Annotated in this window: 15 protein-coding genes; 10 read left to right on the plus strand and 5 right to left on the minus strand. The window is 59.6% G+C overall.

The genetic code is table 11. The features are described 5' to 3' along the window. Positions 1–65 precede the first annotated feature (65 nt). The 3 genes from FY152_03800 to FY152_03810 all read left to right on the plus strand — a co-directional run bounded on the left by FY152_03800 (position 66) and on the right by FY152_03810 (position 3,272). Positions 66–1,559, plus strand: a complete 1,494-nt coding sequence (locus FY152_03800) for a leucyl aminopeptidase (GenBank protein ID UXS33199.1) — start codon at positions 66–68, stop codon at positions 1,557–1,559. Positions 1,560–1,584: 25 nt separating this feature from the next. Continuing rightward, on the plus strand, positions 1,585–2,034 hold the full coding sequence (locus FY152_03805) for a DNA polymerase III subunit chi (GenBank protein UXS31260.1): 450 nt from the start codon (positions 1,585–1,587) through the stop codon (positions 2,032–2,034). Positions 2,035–2,243: 209 nt separating this feature from the next. Then, a complete protein-coding gene (locus tag FY152_03810; protein UXS31261.1) occupies positions 2,244–3,272 on the plus strand; it encodes a sensor domain-containing diguanylate cyclase in 1,029 nt (342 codons plus the stop codon). 32 nt (positions 3,273–3,304) lie between these two features. Here the strand turns inward: FY152_03810 and FY152_03815 are convergent, their stop codons facing one another. Further along, positions 3,305–4,231 (minus strand): Gfo/Idh/MocA family oxidoreductase, encoded by a 927-nt coding sequence (locus tag FY152_03815; GenBank protein UXS31262.1) that lies wholly within the window; start codon positions 4,229–4,231, stop codon positions 3,305–3,307. A 311-nt stretch (positions 4,232–4,542) separates the two neighbouring features. Between FY152_03815 and FY152_03820 the strand changes: the two genes are divergently transcribed. From FY152_03820 to FY152_03840, 5 genes are all read left to right on the plus strand, one after another. Continuing rightward, on the plus strand, positions 4,543–5,757 hold the full coding sequence (locus FY152_03820; protein UXS31263.1) for a GGDEF domain-containing protein: 1,215 nt from the start codon (positions 4,543–4,545) through the stop codon (positions 5,755–5,757). Positions 5,758–5,871: 114 nt separating this feature from the next. Further along, positions 5,872–7,812, plus strand: a complete 1,941-nt coding sequence (locus FY152_03825) for an EAL domain-containing protein (protein ID UXS31264.1) — start codon at positions 5,872–5,874, stop codon at positions 7,810–7,812. 115 nt (positions 7,813–7,927) lie between these two features. After that, positions 7,928–9,589, plus strand: a complete 1,662-nt coding sequence (locus tag FY152_03830) for a two-component sensor histidine kinase (GenBank protein ID UXS31265.1) — start codon at positions 7,928–7,930, stop codon at positions 9,587–9,589. Further along, positions 9,586–10,194: a response regulator transcription factor gene (locus FY152_03835; GenBank protein ID UXS31266.1), complete on the plus strand. Its 609-nt coding sequence runs from the start codon at positions 9,586–9,588 to the stop codon at positions 10,192–10,194. Before FY152_03830 ends, FY152_03835 begins: the two co-directional genes overlap by 4 nt. 103 nt (positions 10,195–10,297) lie before the next feature. Then, positions 10,298–10,780 (plus strand): heme-binding protein, encoded by a 483-nt coding sequence (locus tag FY152_03840; GenBank protein UXS31267.1) that lies wholly within the window; start codon positions 10,298–10,300, stop codon positions 10,778–10,780. A 72-nt stretch (positions 10,781–10,852) separates the two neighbouring features. On the opposite strand, the gene FY152_03845 is transcribed toward FY152_03840, so the two are convergent. Together FY152_03845 and FY152_03850 are read right to left on the minus strand one after the other, a co-directional pair. Then, positions 10,853–12,736 carry an ABC-F family ATP-binding cassette domain-containing protein gene (locus FY152_03845; protein UXS31268.1) on the minus strand — a complete coding sequence of 628 codons (1,884 nt, stop codon included), beginning with the start codon at positions 12,734–12,736 and terminating at the stop codon, positions 10,853–10,855. A 69-nt stretch (positions 12,737–12,805) separates the two neighbouring features. Beyond that, entirely contained in the window at positions 12,806–13,852 is a 1,047-nt protein-coding gene (locus FY152_03850) for a GGDEF domain-containing protein (GenBank protein UXS31269.1), read from the minus strand. Between the two features lie 256 nt (positions 13,853–14,108). Here FY152_03850 and FY152_03855 point away from each other — a divergent pair, with 256 nt between their 5' ends. Together FY152_03855 and ndk are read left to right on the plus strand one after the other, a co-directional pair. Next, positions 14,109–14,804 (plus strand): glutathione S-transferase family protein, encoded by a 696-nt coding sequence (locus tag FY152_03855; protein ID UXS31270.1) that lies wholly within the window; start codon positions 14,109–14,111, stop codon positions 14,802–14,804. Between the two features lie 103 nt (positions 14,805–14,907). Then, complete coding sequence (gene ndk, locus FY152_03860; protein UXS31271.1) at positions 14,908–15,330, plus strand: nucleoside-diphosphate kinase; 423 nt, start codon at positions 14,908–14,910, stop codon at positions 15,328–15,330. A gap of 101 nt (positions 15,331–15,431) precedes the next feature. Here the strand turns inward: ndk and FY152_03865 are convergent, their stop codons facing one another. Next, complete coding sequence (locus tag FY152_03865; GenBank protein ID UXS31272.1) at positions 15,432–15,944, minus strand: hypothetical protein; 513 nt, start codon at positions 15,942–15,944, stop codon at positions 15,432–15,434. Beyond that, on the minus strand, positions 15,941–16,492 hold the full coding sequence (locus tag FY152_03870) for a hypothetical protein (protein UXS31273.1): 552 nt from the start codon (positions 16,490–16,492) through the stop codon (positions 15,941–15,943). The genes FY152_03865 and FY152_03870 overlap by 4 nt, the downstream gene beginning before the upstream one ends. Between the last annotated feature and the right edge of the window lie 19 nt (positions 16,493–16,511).

Below are 16,511 nucleotides of genomic sequence, written 5' to 3' on the forward strand. Positions count from 1 at the left end.
CGCCACGGGCCGAAAAGGCCATGATCAGGCACACCACGCAAGTCGTCCACGAAGAGCAGGAAAACATGTCCGCTAAATTCGATATTTCTTTCGCCAATTCCGCCTCGCTTGAAAACGCCCTTGCCGTTACGCTGCAGGCGTCGGGTGACGCACAGGCTGCTGCCGGCGCATCCGAAGCCGATCCAGGCGGCGTGATTGCCCGGGCGGCAAAGATTTCGGGCTTTTCCGCAAAATCGATGGCAACACTCGATGTGATCGCGCCGCACGGCTCGAGCGCCGACCGGCTTCTCGTCATCGGTCTCGGCAAGCCCGCGAAACTGGTCGCGCATGACTGGCTGCGCGCAGGCGGCACCGCCGCCGCCAACTTCAAAAAGGCCGACAAGGTTGCGATCTACCTCGATGCTCCGGGCGTCGAGGTTGGCGCGCAGGCGGCTGCGGATTTCGCGCTTGGCATTCTTTTGCGCGCCTACAGCTTCGATGCCTACAAGACCAAGAAGAAATCCGACGACGAAAAGACCCCGAAGAAAGTCGAGGTCGTCATCGTCACGGCCGCCCATCAGGAAGCGGAAAAGGCCTTTGCCGTGTCCGAAGCCGTTGCTGGCGGCGTGATTCTGGCGCGCGACCTCGTCAACCTGCCGCCGAACGTTCTTGGCCCGGTTGAGTTTGCCGAAAAGGCGGAAGAACTGCGCAAGCTTGGTGTCGAAGTCGAAATTCTCGGCGAGAAGGAATTGAAGAAGCTCGGCATGAACGCGCTTCTCGGCGTGGCGCAGGGCTCTGCGCGTCCGCCCCGGCTTGCGGTCATGCAGTGGAACGGCGGCTCCAAGAAGGACGAGCCCATCGCCTTTGTCGGCAAGGGCGTCGTTTTCGATACCGGCGGCATTTCGCTGAAACCCGGTCTCAACATGGAAGATATGAAGGGCGATATGGGTGGCGCTGCCGCTGTCACCGGCCTCATGCATGCGCTGGCGGCCCGCAAGGCGAAGGCGAATGTGATCGGTGTGATCGGTCTCGTCGAAAACATGCCTGATGGTAACGCCCAACGGCCCGGCGACATTGTCACCTCCATGTCCGGCCAGACCATTGAGATCATCAACACCGATGCCGAAGGCCGTTTGGTGCTGGCCGATGCGCTCTGGTACACCAAGGAGCAGTTCAAGCCGAAATTCATGATCAACCTCGCCACCTTGACAGGCGCGATCACGGTTGCGCTCGGCAATCTTCAGGCCGGCCTTTTCTCCAATGACGACGAGCTTGCAACGCGTCTTGCGCAGGCGGGCGAGGTCACGGCGGAAAAACTGTGGCGCATGCCGCTCGGCAAGGATTACGACAAGATCATTGATTCCAAGTTCGCCGACATGAAGAACAGCTCGGGTCGTCTGGCAGGTTCCGTTACCGCCGCGCAGTTCCTCAAGCGCTTCGTGGGCGAAACGCCATGGGCGCATCTCGACATCGCCGGCACCGCCATGGGATCGCCGCTGACGGAGATCAACCAGTCCTGGGGATCGGGTTATGGCGTGCGTCTGCTGAACGAGCTCGTTCGCGCCCATTACGAAGATTGAAGCGAGCGGAGCGGCACGTCTGCGGATGACTGAAATTCTGTTCTACCATCTGACGGAATCGAAGCTGGAGGATGCGCTGCCGCCTTTGCTCGAGAAATCGCTGGAACGCGGCTGGAAGGTCGCGATCCAGACGGTGGACGAGGAGCGGCGCGATTTCCTCGACACCCATCTCTGGACCTTCCGTGACGACAGTTTTCTGCCGCACGCGACGGACAGCTCATCCGCACCACAAAGCCAGCCGATTCTTTTGACGGCGTCTGTCGGCAACGCCAACGGGGCGAGCGTGCGTTTTCTGGTCGATGGCGCCGAACCGCCGGCGGTGGAGACCTATGAGCGCATCGTTTTCATGTTCGACGGATATGATGCCTATCAACTCGAAATGGCGAGAAATCACTGGAAAAGGCTGAAGACCGAAGGTCATGCTTTGACCTATTGGCAGCAATCGCCGGAAGGGCGCTGGCAGAAGAAGGCCTGATCGCGTGGCATCGGGCTTCCGCGCAATTGGTTCCATATGCAAACAGACCGGCGAAAATTCGCATGTGGCGTCAACTGCCGGTTTTTGCATTATGCGCCAAAAGGGAGCGCACCTTAAACGGGCGCCCGATTTGATCGAGGCGTTGCGGTTGATCCGTCTGCCCGGATCAGAGGCGGCCGCCACGGGCGAAACAGCAGAAGGACATGAGCATGGGACAGGCGATATCGCGACCGGAGAGAGAAACCGAGCGTTTGGTCGCGGTTCGATCAATCATGTCCTTCAAGAATGCGGAAATGCCGGAGCTGGAAGTGCTGTCGCAACTGGGGCAGGGGGTTTTTGACGTACCGCGCGCAGCCGTGCATATCGTCGACGAAGATTGGCTCCATATTGCCGAACAGGCGGGGATGCAGCTTTCGGAATGCCCGCGCGATCTGTCTATCTGCAATCGCGTCATCGCCAGGCAGGATGTCGTGGTCATTTCCGATCTGACCCAGCACCCGGATTTCCGCTTCATGTCCTATGTAAAAGGCGGTCCGGAATTGCGTTCCTATGCCGGCGCTCCGATCGAGCTGGAACCCGGGCTGGTCGTCGGTGCCTTTTGCCTTGTCGATACGGTGCCGAGAAAATTCTCCCACGGCGAAATCGACAATCTGAAGCATTTCGCATTGCTGGCGGCTGCACTCCTGCGTCTTCAGAAAGCCAATTTCACGATGAGCCTGGCGGAGCGCGAATTGCGGGACGCGGCGATGACCGATCCGCTGACCGGCTTTTACAATCGCAAGGCGCTGGAGGCGATTGTCGACAGCCAGCTCGGCGCGGCCCTGCGGGAGAACGAGGCCTTCGGTGTACTTTATCTCGATCTCGATGGCTTCAAGACGATCAACGACACATTCGGCCACCCGGCGGGTGACCGGGTGCTGACCGCCGCTGCCGCACGCATTCGCAATGCAATCCGCGCCGAGGATACGGTGGTGCGCATGGGCGGCGACGAATTCGCCATTTTCATCCCCCGTCCCAGCACATCTGAGGTGATGAACGGGCTGGCCGACAGGCTTCTGGCCGCTTTCCGCGAACCCTTCGATGTCGACGGGCAGGCGGTCGGCGCCCGTCTCAGCATCGGCGGCGCAATCGCTCCGCAGGCGGGTTCGGACCGTGCCACGCTTTTGCGCAGTGTCGACGAGGCGCTGTATCAGGCCAAAAAATCAGGGCGCGACCGCTTCGTCAGCCGCGCCCTTTGATATATCTGCCTTCCGGCAACCCCTCGGCCTTCTCAGTCGTAGAAGGAATCCACGAATTTGTGGCGGCCGAGCAGGAAGGCGTCAGCCACATGGGTTAGCGGTGCAAGGTCGACGTCCGAGCGCCCGGCCTTGATGATCTCCGCGAAGCGCTCGTAAAGCGCCGGATATTCCCGTTCCGGCTGCGACAGTTTCTCTTCGCCGTTGATCGAAAGCTTCGCGCCGCCTTCCGACAGAACCATCCGTCCGGCTGCGGTTTCGGCAACGATATCCCAGCTCTGCTTGCCGGTCTGGCGCCAGTCGAATTCGGCGTGCACCGGCATTTTCGTCACGTCCGAAAAATGCAGGTCGGCGGCGATGGGCGCGTCACGGTTCTCCGGGAACTCAAGGGTGGCCTTGGTCAGGAACAGCGCGCGCGGCAGGATGTGGGTGATGATCGACAGCGCATTGATGCCGGGGTCGAACACGCCAAGACCGCCCGCCTGCCAGATCCATGCCTGGTTCGGGTGCCAGTGGCGCACATCCTCTTTCCAGATCACATGCACATTGTCGATTGTCGTCGAGGCGAGAAACGCCTTTGCGGCTTCCACCGCTGGCGCATAACGCGAGTGCCAGCTTGCAAACAGCGAGAGGCCTTTGGAATCCGCAAGGCGGACAAGGTCCTGAACCTCCGAAAGGGTCGCACCCGGCGGCTTTTCAAGAAAGACATGCTTGCCCGCATTCAGTGCGGCATAGGCGGCCTCGTAACGATATTGCGGTGGCATGCACAGCGATACTGCCTCGATCTGCGGAACAGCTTCCAGCATCGCCTCGATGGTGCCGTAGGAAGCCACGCCATCCACCGTGCCGTGGCGGCTCGCCGTGGCGATCAATTCGAAATCCGGATTGCCTGCAATGGCTGGAAGATGCTGGTCGCGAACGATTTTGCCGACGCCGACAATGGCAAGCTTGGTGGCTGACATGGACTGGAACCTGTTTGAGTACGTCATGGGATAAAGTGTGACTTTACAAGTTTTTAGCAGAAACAATCAAAGGAGCAAGGTGATCGGCCTCGCAGGATCAGTGTTTTTTCAATTCGTTACACTTGCAGCACAAATCGCAGTTATTGCGCATTTATATTGTATGATATCCAAATTTTTTAAATATTATATCGAAATATGAAGTTTTGATTTTTTGTTTTTAACAGATATGGTTTAATGTATATTCAGTAAATATTCGATGATGTCTTTATTAATTTTAGATTTCTCTTTAATAGATTCAAAAGAGCAAATGTATGTTATTTTTACTTGAGGATGACCGTTCGTCCGGCTTCGTTCAGAAAGTCAACGAAAGCAATCGTCAATTCAATACATATGGATTGGTTTTCGGCATCATCCTCTATAATCTGTACATATTCGTCGACATGACGCTGGTGCCCGAGATCATCTGGCTGGATCTCGTCGTCCGGTTGTTCATTATCACGCCGCTCCTGTTCCTTTATTTTCCCGCGCGCTATTATGCGGTACGGTTACGACCCGATGCGATCACCCATGAAGCGCTTCACGCGCTGGGTTGTGTTATCGTCGTCGGATCGCTGATGTTCATATATGCTAATGCGCAGACCGCGGCGGCGAGCGAATATTACATGGGCATCGTCACGGTCGTTCTTTACATGAATACGATCCATCGTGGACCGTTTCAGTTTGCCGCTATGGGAACGGTCGGATGCATGGCCGTTTTCATCATCGGCATGCAATATGTGACGGTGACGAGCGAGGTGGCCAAAATGCCGGCGATCATGTGTTCGGTCGGCATCAGCATTGTTTCATTATTCGCGGCCTATCGCATCGAAGAAGTTGATCGGCGGGATTATCTGGCGTCACTACGTGAAAAGACGCTGTTGCAACGTATTCAAAGTGCCAATCATGAGCTTAAGCAGCTTTCGCATACCGATCAGCTGACCGGAATTCGCAACCGTCGCAGTTTTGATGAGGCGGCGGACAACGCTTCCGGCAATGGCGGGAGGCCACGGGCGCTCATCCTTCTCGATGTCGACTATTTCAAGAATTACAATGATTCAGAGGGGCATGTGGCGGGTGATGATTGTTTGCGAATGATTGCCGGCAGACTGCGCGGAGCGCTCCGCAAGGATGATGACGACAGAAGTTTCGTCGCGCGTTATGGCGGCGAGGAATTCGTGGTTTTGCTCGACAATTGCGCCGCGCCCGCAGCGCTTGCCGTCGGGGAAAGGCTGAGACTGGCCGTGTCCGACGGGGCCATAAGGCATCCGAGCCGTCCCGACGGGCTCGCCATCGTCACCGTCAGTCTGGGAATAGCAGTTTCGATCGATGGCAGGGAAATAACATCGGAAATGTTGAACCGGGCAGATGTTGCGCTTTACGAGGCGAAGCGTCAGGGCCGTGACCGGCTGGTTCTGGCCACCGGGCATAGCGGGGCGATTGCGGGCCCGACAGAGTTCGCCGGTGCCGAATCCGCCCCGGTAACATAGGCCGGACGGATCGGTCTGCGGTGTATTTGAATATGGTCCCGCCGAACGCGGGATTTGTGAAGGCCAAGTGCCGGAACGCCGGCGCCATAACGATAAAGACCGGGGGATATGCAGATGATGGAATTGATCGCCACCCAGGCGGCGGCATCCGCCGCCGAGCTTCCATTTCTGCTGCTCCAGGCCGCCGCCGTCGTCGGCATGGTGTCGGTGCTGATCCTTTTGCGGCGAGACATAGCCCTCGATGACCCACGTTACAAAGTCTATTACGGCATCATATTCGGCGTTGCCGGTTTTTTGCTGACGCTGCTGGTCTCCGAATTCATCAAGCTGCCCTCCAAACCCTATATCCGCTCGGACCTCCTGTTCATGGCGGGGGTGCTGGGATCCTGGCAGGGCGGATTGATCAGTCTTGTACTTGTCGCCGCCGGGCGCTTCGTTTTCGGCGGCCCCGTTCTGTTTTTCGCCGCCTTCCAGGATATGGTGGTCATATCGGCTTGCGGGATCCTGATGTATGGCTGGATGAGCAAACGCCGCCTCAACGATCTCGGGCTTCTGGATATTCTCGGTGTTTTCGCGGTCCGGTTCGTTGCCGTACTACTTGCCATTTCCCTGTCATTCGGTCTGGGCCTGATCGACCAGTCGCTGTTTCTGACCGCGATCGGCCGCCGCACTATCGGTGCGGTCGCCGTAGGCCTGCCGATGATCGCCTGCCTCTTCATTTTGCTCCGCAGCGAAGCGCGGGCGCGTGAAGAGGTGAAAAACCGCGAAACCGCAGCCCGTACGGATTCATTGACAGGCCTGCCCAACAGGCGCGCCCTCAAGGATCATATCGAGACGGCGACGCGGCTCGACCCAGCCGTTCCGCACGCTCTCGTGCTGATCGAAATCGTCAATATCGCCGATGTCGCCGCCTGTGAGGGCGAAGATTGGGGCGATCTTTTCTGGCCTAGGCTGGCGCAGGAAATCTGCGACGATGACAACGGCCTGCTGTCGAAATCAAATGCGCCACGCAGCTTCATGTTCGGCGATACGACGCTTGCTGTCGTCCTGCGGGGAATTGCGCTCGAAAAGTCGGAAGGGACGAGATTGATGATGCGTCTCCACGATGGGCTGAGCGCATTTTCCAGATCGACGGGGGCAGGACCGGCTCCGTATCTGAAAATCGGTGCCGCCAACCTCGATATGCTTTCCCGGCAGAATGTCGCCTCCTTCCTCCGGCATCTCAGTCTGGCGCTGAAGGGAGGCGAAAACCCGGTGCAGATTTTCCCCTTTTCTTTCGCCGAGAAAGCGACAAGGGACGAGGGGGTGCGGCAGATGCTGGTCAGCTGGATCAAATCCGGCGAGCCGCCGATCTATTATCAGCCGAAATTTGAAATGCATAATCGCCGCATGATTGGCGCGGAGGCCCTTTTACGGGCGGTGGACGTGCGCGGACAGCCGCTCTCGCCCTATTATGTGCTGGAGATTGCCGAGCGCCACCGGCTGCTGGTGGAGTTCGAGTGGTCGACGATCGAAGCCGTTGTCCGCGATCTCGCCGACCTGCATAGCCTCGATCCGGATTTTCACCTGGCGGTGAATATTTCCGCCTCGTCCTTTGCCTCGCCACGTTTCGCAGACCGGGTCGTGGCGCTTCTGGACAGAATGGCGGTGCCGGCGCATCGCCTGTCGATCGAGGTGACGGAGATGAGCAGGATACCCACCACGGACATCGTGCAGCAGAATTTCGACAGGCTGAGCGCTGCCGGCGTACGGCTGTCGCTGGATGATTTCGGCACGGGTTACGCCGCACTCACCCTGCTGGCGAGGTTCCCCTTCGAGGAGGTCAAGATCGATCACTGGATGACCTCCCGGCTCGACCAGTCAAGGTTCAGGGAGGCCATCGCGCTCGCTTTCGAAAGCGCCGAACGTTACGGCGCCAAGCTGGTGACGGAAGGCATCGAAACGGAGGAGCAGAGCAGGCTTCTCATGCAGATGGGCATCCGTTTCGGCCAGGGTTACCTCTATTCACCTGCCGTGCCGCTTGAGCGATTGCAGCCGCGCAGGGAATGCGCCTAGTCCTGTCAAGTGAAATTCGGCGTCCTGCGGATTGAATGTTGCCCTGGTCTGTGCTGAGGAAGTTCTTCAACGAACCCATGGTCCGACCGTGTTTTCCGGTCACGCGAGCGAACGCATGTTTGAAAACAACGACGCTGGGAACGACAGACCCGGCAAACCTTTGCCAGAGACAGCGGCCGCGCGGGCAACGGGTGCCAGCCCATCCCTGCGCATTGTCGCTGATGCTGCGTCCGGTCGCCAGGGCATGCCGGGCGACCCGCGCCTGCCTGCCGCACGGTCCTTGCTCAGGACGCTGCTGGTCTGGGCGCTTTTTATGGTGGCGGTTATTTCCGCCCTGGCGGCTTATCAATATGTGAGCCTGCTTGGCGAACTGGAGCGGCAGAGCGATGCCCTGCAGGCTGAGGCCTCGCGCCGCGCGGACCAGCACGACGCCCATGTGACCGCGCTTTCGGCGGTGGTGCAGGCGGAGCAGGGTGCCAACCACAGCCTGCTGCTCGAAGTGGCGGCGCCGATCCTGCAGTTTTACCCGCGTATCGACGAAGTCCAGCTGGTTTCCCTCAACGGCGAAAGTCCTGCCATCGGTACCCGGCCGCTGGAAGATGAACTGGCGACGGCGATCCGCAAGGCGGCATCGGTCTTTACCGGCCGGCCCGCATTGCTGGCGAGCGCGTTCAGGCCCGGGCACTATATGATCGTCAAACGCAGCCCCAACAGCGAGACGGCGTCGAAAGTGCTGGTGCTTGCCGTGGACAGTGCGGGACTTTTGGCCTCCGATGCGCCATTCTGGTCGTCGAAACAGGCCGTGATCCGGCTGAAAATGCCGGATGGTACAGTGCTGTTCGGTCAGCAGGAACCGACTGAAAAACCGCAATATGTCCGGCAGCTGAGCAGCGCCAGCCAGCCGCTGCTTCTGGAAGTTGCCCTGTCCATCACCTGGCGGGACCTTTTACCCGGCCGGGCTCTGCTGGCGGGGGTGACGGGCGCCAGTGTCATTTTTCTCTTCGGCATCGTGATGGCAAGACAGAGGACGCGCATGCGGGTCGCCGAAAGGCGGGCCGAACTGAGCGGCATGGAAGCAAGGCTCACCCATGCGTCGCGCGTCAATGCGCTGGGCGAGATGGCCAGTGGCCTGGCACATGAACTGACCCAGCCCCTGACGGCGATATTGGCGCAGGCGCAGGCAGGCCGCCGGCTTCTTGCCCGTCATGACCTGGCAACACTTTCCGGGGCTCTGGATGACATGGTCGAACAGGCGCGATGCGCTTCCAACATGCTCGACCGCTTCCGCAACTGGTCTCTGCCGCACCGCCAGCCGGCGGTGGCGCATGACCTGCGCGTGGCGCTACGCAATGTCGATGCGCTGCTGGCCGGTGAGGCGGCGCGCCAGCATGTGGTTATCGATATCGCCGTGACGGACGTGCCGCTTGCCGTTAGAGTCGACCCGGTGGAAATCGAGCAGGTGATGTTCAATCTCCTGCGCAACGCCCTCGATTCTCTCGGTAGCTCGGAGGTGAGAGGCGTAGTCACTGCCACTCTAAGCCGGCAGGGCGATTTTGCGGTGCTGGAAGTCACTGACAATGGCCCCGGTGTCGCGCCGGAACTGCGCGACCGGCTGTTTACGCCTTTTGCAACCACAAAAAACAACGGCATGGGACTGGGACTTGCGCTCAGCCAAAGGCTGGTGGAGCGCGCCAACGGTGAAATCCTTTATGTCGGCGGTGAAAAGGGTGCCGTTTTCCGGGTTGTCCTGCCCATGGCGGAGGCGCAAAGGCCATGACGTTGCCCGTCTATCTTGTTGATGACGATGCGGCGGTGCGCAAGGCGCTGATCCTCCTGTTGTCCACCGTTGGCATCAAGGCGAGGGGCTTTGCCGATCCCATGGTTTTTCTCGGGCAATTACCGAGCCTCGAGCCGGGCTGCCTCATCCTCGACATCCGCATGCCGGCGATCACCGGCTTGAAGCTGCAGGAAAAGCTGTTGCAGGAAGGTGTCGACTGGCCCGTCATCATCATTTCCGGCCATGGCAATATCGATGCCTGCCGCCGTGCCTTTCGCAACGGCGCGGTGGATTTCCTCTCCAAGCCCGTGGATGAGCAGGATCTGATCGACGCGATCCAGAAGGCGCATCAGACGCTTGCCCGGACGCTGGATGCAAAGGCGCAGCAGGCCGAGACCGTGGCGCTGTTGTCGCTGCTGACAGCCCGTGAGCGGGAGATACTCGAACGGATCGCGCTCGGATTTACCAGCCGCCAGATTGCCGATGGGCTTGGCCTGTCGCCGCGCACGGTCGACAGCCATCGCGCCGCCATCGGCCTCAAGCTCGGAACCACATCACAGGCGGAAATGACAAGGCTGTGGCTGGAGGGCGGCGGGGATCGCTAGACGCGGATCGGTAGAACTACCGACTGGCCGGCCAGTCTTACGGATTCGCGGCCGAGCGCCTTGTGACTAGGGTGCAGTCCTCACCACGCAAGAGGACCTTTCCATGCTCCGTAACCTTTTTATCGCTTCGCTTCTGATTGCCCCTTCGGCAGCCTTCGCACAGTCCTTGCCGACCGCGCCCTATCTGCCGCTCGAAATGGCGGAGAAGGCAGCCAAGGCAGCGCTTCAGGCTTGCACCGCAAAGGGCAGCGCCGTCACCGTCACCATTGTCGCCCGTGACGGTGCCACCAAGGTGATGCTGAAGGCCGACGGTTCCGGCCCGCATACGGTCTCCAGCGCAACCGGCAAGGCCTTTGCGGCCGCATCGCTCGGCCGCGACATTGGCGAGATTGCCGACTTCATCGCTTCCAAGCCCGCCAATGAAGGTCTGCGGACCATGGACGAGCGTCTGGTCATTCAGGCTGGCGGCCTGCCGATCAAGATCGGTGAAGCCCTGGTCGGCGGTATCGGCGTCGGCGGCGCACCGTCGGGCGCCATCGATGCCGAATGCGCCCGCGAAGGCCTCACCGCCATCGGCGCGAAATAAGCATTGTCAATATGGATCCGGCGGCTTCGCAGGAAGCCGCCGTTCTGCACGCCAGCGCCGCGCCGTCGCGCATCAGCCCGCCATTGCTTCCTCATATTCGCCGGAAAGCAGCAGCCATTGCTCTTCCGCATCGGAAAGTTTGGCGGCGGCTTCGCCGCGCTCTTTCACCTTCTGCGCGGCCTTGGCGGGCGCTTTTTCATACAGGGCAGGGTCCGCCAGTTCCGTGTCGAGCGCCTGAATCATTTTCTCAAGCTTCGCCGTCAGGGATTCGATTTCATTGATCTTTTTCTTGAGCGGGGCGAGCTGGGCGCGCTTTTCCGCATTGGCCTTGCGCTGGTCGGCTTTCGATGCCTGATCGGCAGCTGCCTCGACCTTGTCTTCCTTCTTCTTGCCGGAGGAAACGACGAGATCGCGATATTCCTCCATATCACCTTCGAAGGTTTTGACCGTGCCGTCGGCCACAAGCCACAGGCGATCCACCGTCGCCTCGATAAGATGCCGGTCGTGCGAGATCAGGATGACGGCGCCGTTATAATCGTTCAGCGCCTCGATCAGCGCCCGGCGGCTGTCAATGTCGAGATGGTTGGTCGGTTCGTCGAGGATGAGCAGGTTGGGCGCGTGAAAGGCCGCAAGCCCCATCAGCAACCGGGCCTTTTCGCCGCCTGACAGGTCCTTTGCCGCAGTCGCCATCTTCTCTGTCGCAAGGCCCATCTGCGCTACCCGCGACCGCACCTGGGCCTCCGGCGCCAGCGGCATCAGCTTGCGAACATGTTCGACCGGCGTTTCATCCGGCACGAGATCATCCAGCTGGTGCTGCGCGAAGAAGCCGATCTTCAGACCGGGCGCGACTCGGAGATCACCCGCCTGCGGGGCAAGCCGGCCAGAGATGAATTTTGCAAAGGTCGATTTGCCGTTGCCGTTTGAGCCCAGCAGCGCGATGCGGTCGTCATTGTCGATCCGCAGATTGAGCTGTTTCAGGATCGATTTGCCCGGCTCGTAACCCACGGCGCCGCCATTGATGGCGACGATGGGCGATGCCGGCTGCTTTTCCGGTTCGGGAAATGTGATCGGCTGGACATGATCTTCGATCACGGCAGCGACGGTGCCCATGCGCTCCAGCGCCTTGATGCGGCTTTGCGCCTGGCGCGCCTTGGTGGCCTTGGCGCGAAAACGGTCGATGAAGCTTTGCAGATGTTTGCGCGCGGCGTCGTTCTTGACCTTGGCCTTCATCTGCAATTCGTCGGCCTCGGCCTTCTGCCGCTCGAACTGGTCGTAACCGCCGCGATAGAAGGTCAGCTTCTTCTGGTCCAGATGCACGATGGAGTTGACGGCGTTGTTCAGGAGATCGCGGTCGTGGCTGATGATGATGACGGTATGCGGATAACGGCGGATATAGTCTTCCAGCCAGAGCGTGCCTTCGAGGTCGAGATAGTTGGTCGGCTCGTCAAGCAGCAGAAGGTCCGGTTCGGCAAACAGCACCGAGGCAAGCGCCACGCGCATGCGCCAGCCGCCGGAAAAGGAGGAGGCGGGACGAAGCTGTGCTTCGTGATCGAAGCCGAGGCCGGCAAGAATGCTCGACGCACGGGCCTCCGCCGAATGGGCGTCGATATCGACGAGCCGCATCTGGATTTCGGCGATCCGGTGCGGATCGGTTGCGGTTTCCGCCTCGGCCAGCAGCGCGCTGCGTTCCTTGTCGGCGGAAAGCACGATGGAAATCAGCGATTCTTCCGTTCCCGGCGCTTCCTGTGCCACCTGGCCGATGCGCGCCTGTTTCGGGATCGTTACCGAACCGCTTTCCGCAGAAAAATCGCCGGTGATGACCCGGAACAGGGTGGATTTGCCGGCGCCGTTGCGGCCAACGAGGCCCGCCTTCACGCCCGCGGGAAGCGTCACGCTGGCATGGTCAAGAAGCAGACGCCCGGCGATGCGGGCGGAAAGATCGGTAATCGTAATCATGGCGCCGTTTTGGCTGAACTGCGTGGCCAAGGCAAGAGCGCCCGCGCCACACCACATCAGAATGCAGCGTCAACAGCCCAGCTGCGCCAGATAGCTGCTGCGGCTGTGCTGCGCCACGTCCCGGGAGTAGCCGGTGACGCAATTGCGCGTGCCGCAGCGGGCGGAGAGCAGGGCGAGTTCGGCATGGCTGAAAAACTCGGCGGGCGTTGTCGTGCCGTCCACTGCCGCAACCCCGATCGATACCGTCAGATGTTCGCCTTCGCCCTCGCTGGTTACGAAGCGCAGGGCCTCCACGTTTTGCCGCAACCGCTCGGCAATCGCTTCGGCCGTATTTTGCGAGACGCCGGCAAACAGGAACGCGAATTCATTGCCGCCGATGCGGGCCACGAAATCGTCCTTCTTGATCGTCCTGCGGAAGAGCGCGGCGAGCCGTCGAAGCGCCTTGTTACCAGCGGTGGGGCCGTATTTGCTGTTAATTTCGCGGAAGCGATCGATGTTGAGTAACACCAGCGAGGTGGCGGACGCCGCCTGATCGCCCGCATAGAGGTCCGCGAGTTTTTCAAAGAATGCCGCCCTGTTGGGAAGCGCCGTCAGGGCGTCACGCAGGGAATTCGCCTGAAGCTCGGCCCGGCGTTTTTCGACCTCGCGGATTTTCATCACACCCATCGAGACGAAATGTTTGAGGCTGGTCTGTTCCTCGTGAATGTCGCCCATCAATTGCGCAAGCCGCTCCAGTGACGGTGGCTCATGCCGGTCTTCATCGGAAAGGCTGGTGACGAATGTTTCAGTCCGCTGCAGGCCGGCCTCCAGCCGCGCGGAAATCTGTTTCAGGGTTTCGAATGCCTCTGTCGCCATCTGTTCCGCCTCGATCCGGGAGAAACCGGGCAGATTGTGTCTCTGGCCGACAATGTCGATTTCATGCTGTTGCGGCGCGTTGCCAAGTGCCAGAATATCGCGCCCCATCGCCGGATTATGCCCGGACAATATTTCATAGATCAGTTCATAATTGCGGGGCAGCGGCGCAATGTTCATCTTGGCGATGAATTGCGTGATTCTGGTAACGACAAGACCGTTTCTGGACTGTTCGCGTTTTTTATCGCCAGCAGATGTCGTCACGGTCAGCCCCAAAGAGATCGTATTTATGAATTCGCCGAAATAGTCGGTTTCCGAGTGGGGTTACTTATACACGCGACGGTTTAAAATAGCCTAAACTCGCGGGAGATTTTCGCCTTCTTCAAGCATAAACTGCAGCGTGGCGAAGGTCGTCCGTCGCAAACGGCTTTTGATCGATAACATGACAAATCCTGATTTGATTTCAGGCGACGGCCGTTCTTATATCGCCTCTCCGATAGTACAGAAGAGGGTGCAGCCTATGACGACCTCCAGAACCTTGTATTCGCTTTGCGGAAGCGACAGCTCCCGGCCGTTTTCTCCCCATTGCTGGAAAACAGTGCTTTCGCTGGCGCATAAGGGACTGGATTTCGAGGAACGCCCTTTGCCATTCACGGTGATCCCCACCGTGGAGGATGGTTTTTCGAAGACGGTGCCGATCCTTCGTGACGGCGACCAGCTGGTGAGCGACAGCTTTGAAATCGCCCTTTATCTCGATGATGCCTATCCGGAGCGCCCGTCGCTTTTCAACGGGGAGGGCGGCAAGGCAATGGCGCGTTTTGTTGAAAGCTGGTCGCAGACCCAGCTTCACCCGGCCATCGTCCGCATTGCCGTGCTCGATATCCACGATATGCTGGACGAGCCGGATCGCCGTTATTTCCGCGACAGCCGGACGAAGGCGCTGGGACGGCCGCTGGAGGATGTGGTGGCGAACCGCGAGGCGGAAATCGCTGCCTTTCCGCTCCTGCTGGCGCCGATCCGCCGCATGCTGAGCTTCCAGCCCTTCATTGGCGGCACATCGCCGCTATTTGCGGATTACATCGTTTTCGGCGCGCTGCAATGGGCAAGGATCACCACCGGGGCGGATTTGTTTTCCGAAAACGATCCGGTCCGCGACTGGTTCGAAGGTTGCCTCGATCTCTACGATGCGAGAGGCCGCAGTGTGACAGCGGCGTGAAATGTCTGTTCTCATCGCTGCAATATGGGTGAACCCCCTTGTTTTCGGGAGTTTGGGCGGGTAAAGACCGCCCACTTTCTCTGAAGGAAAAGGAAACGGACACATGGCGATTGAACGCACATTTTCGATGATCAAGCCGGACGCAACCAAGCGTAACCTGACGGGCGCGATCACCAAGGTATTTGAAGACAACGGCCTGCGCGTCGTCGCCTCCAAGCGCGTCTGGATGAGCAAGCGCGAAGCCGAAGGCTTCTACGCCGTTCACAAGGAGCGTCCCTTCTTCGGCGAACTCGTTGAAGGCATGACCTCCGGCCCGACCATCGTACAGGTTCTGGAAGGCGAAAACGCTATCCTCAAGAACCGCGAAATCATGGGCGCCACCAACCCGGCCCAGGCTGCGGAAGGCACCATCCGCAAGACGTTTGCGCTCTCCATCGGCGAAAACTCCGTTCACGGTTCCGACGCTCCGGAAACCGCCGCACAGGAAATCGCCTACTGGTTCGCTGAAACCGAAATCGTCGGCTGATTCAAAATATCAACGGCTTGAATCGCCCTCTCAGGTGATTATGTGAAGCCGCTGAAAAGACTCGATGAAACGGAGCCGAAAGGCTCCGTTTTTTTATTTGTTCAGGAGGCGGGACACCCCTCGACCGGCCGCATATCCATCGTGCCATCAGGTTTGAACACTTCCGGATTGGGCGTATAGAGCGGCCCGACCACCAGCGGCTTGGCCGGAAGAAGCGACTGGTCCGTGTCGGAGCGGATCGTGGTCTCTATCGTCTGCAGAATATCGCCTTCCGGCCCCTTGATGCGGATGGTGACCTTGTAGGGCCGGTCCTGTTTCACGCATTCGACCGGCGGGCTTTGAATGGCAATCTTTTCGTCCATCGGGAAAATTTTCTCCCGGGTCGTCAGTTCAGCACCGCCTCGGGGGTTTTCGAAGGTCGCCTCCACCGTACTGCCGTCGCGGATGGGCGCAACGCGTTGCAGGGTTACCAGATAGGTCGCAATCGCCACCCGATAGTTGAAGACGAACATACGGCCCGAAACCTTCGCGACATCGCGCGGCTCATCCCGCTGGCAGCCGGAGACGGCAAGCGTCGCCGCAATCGCCAGCAATGAAACGGCAATTCCTTTCATTCCTCTGCCTCCTTCTTCCGATGATAGTGCCGGCTGGCCTTCTGGCGGTTGCCGCACACCGCCATGTCGCACCAGATCCGGCTTCTGTTCTTGCTGCGGTCGATGAAGAGCCAGCCGCAATTGCCGCAAATCTTCAGCCGCTCCTGCGTCTCTACTGCCAGCAGCGACAGGGCGGAATGGGCGGTCGCATTGCCGAGGCTCGTGGCGGACGGAAACGACCGCAACGCCGCGCCGCAGGCGAAAAGAAGCTCCGCCAGCCTGCCGTCATCATTATCGCCAGTGGCGATCGAAGAACGGAAATAGCCGTCAATAGCTTCCCGCAGACCGAGAAAAACCGGCCGCTTTTCCGCTTCGGGGGCGATGAGCGCGGGAAATCTGCCTCGCTCTGCGCTGAGACGAGTCGCGGCTTCGGCAAAGGCAACGATCTGCTCCGGCGCGGCAAAACGGTCGATCGATTTTGCCGTGTCAGAACGCAAGATGATGCTGTTGGCGACATCGAGTGCCAATGCGCCGCCTGCGAAACGATGAGCTGTCCAGCGAAAGGTCATGGCGCATATTATAACTATC

Source organism: Agrobacterium tumefaciens, assembly GCA_025560025.1.
Classification (GTDB): Bacteria; Pseudomonadota; Alphaproteobacteria; order Rhizobiales; family Rhizobiaceae; genus Agrobacterium.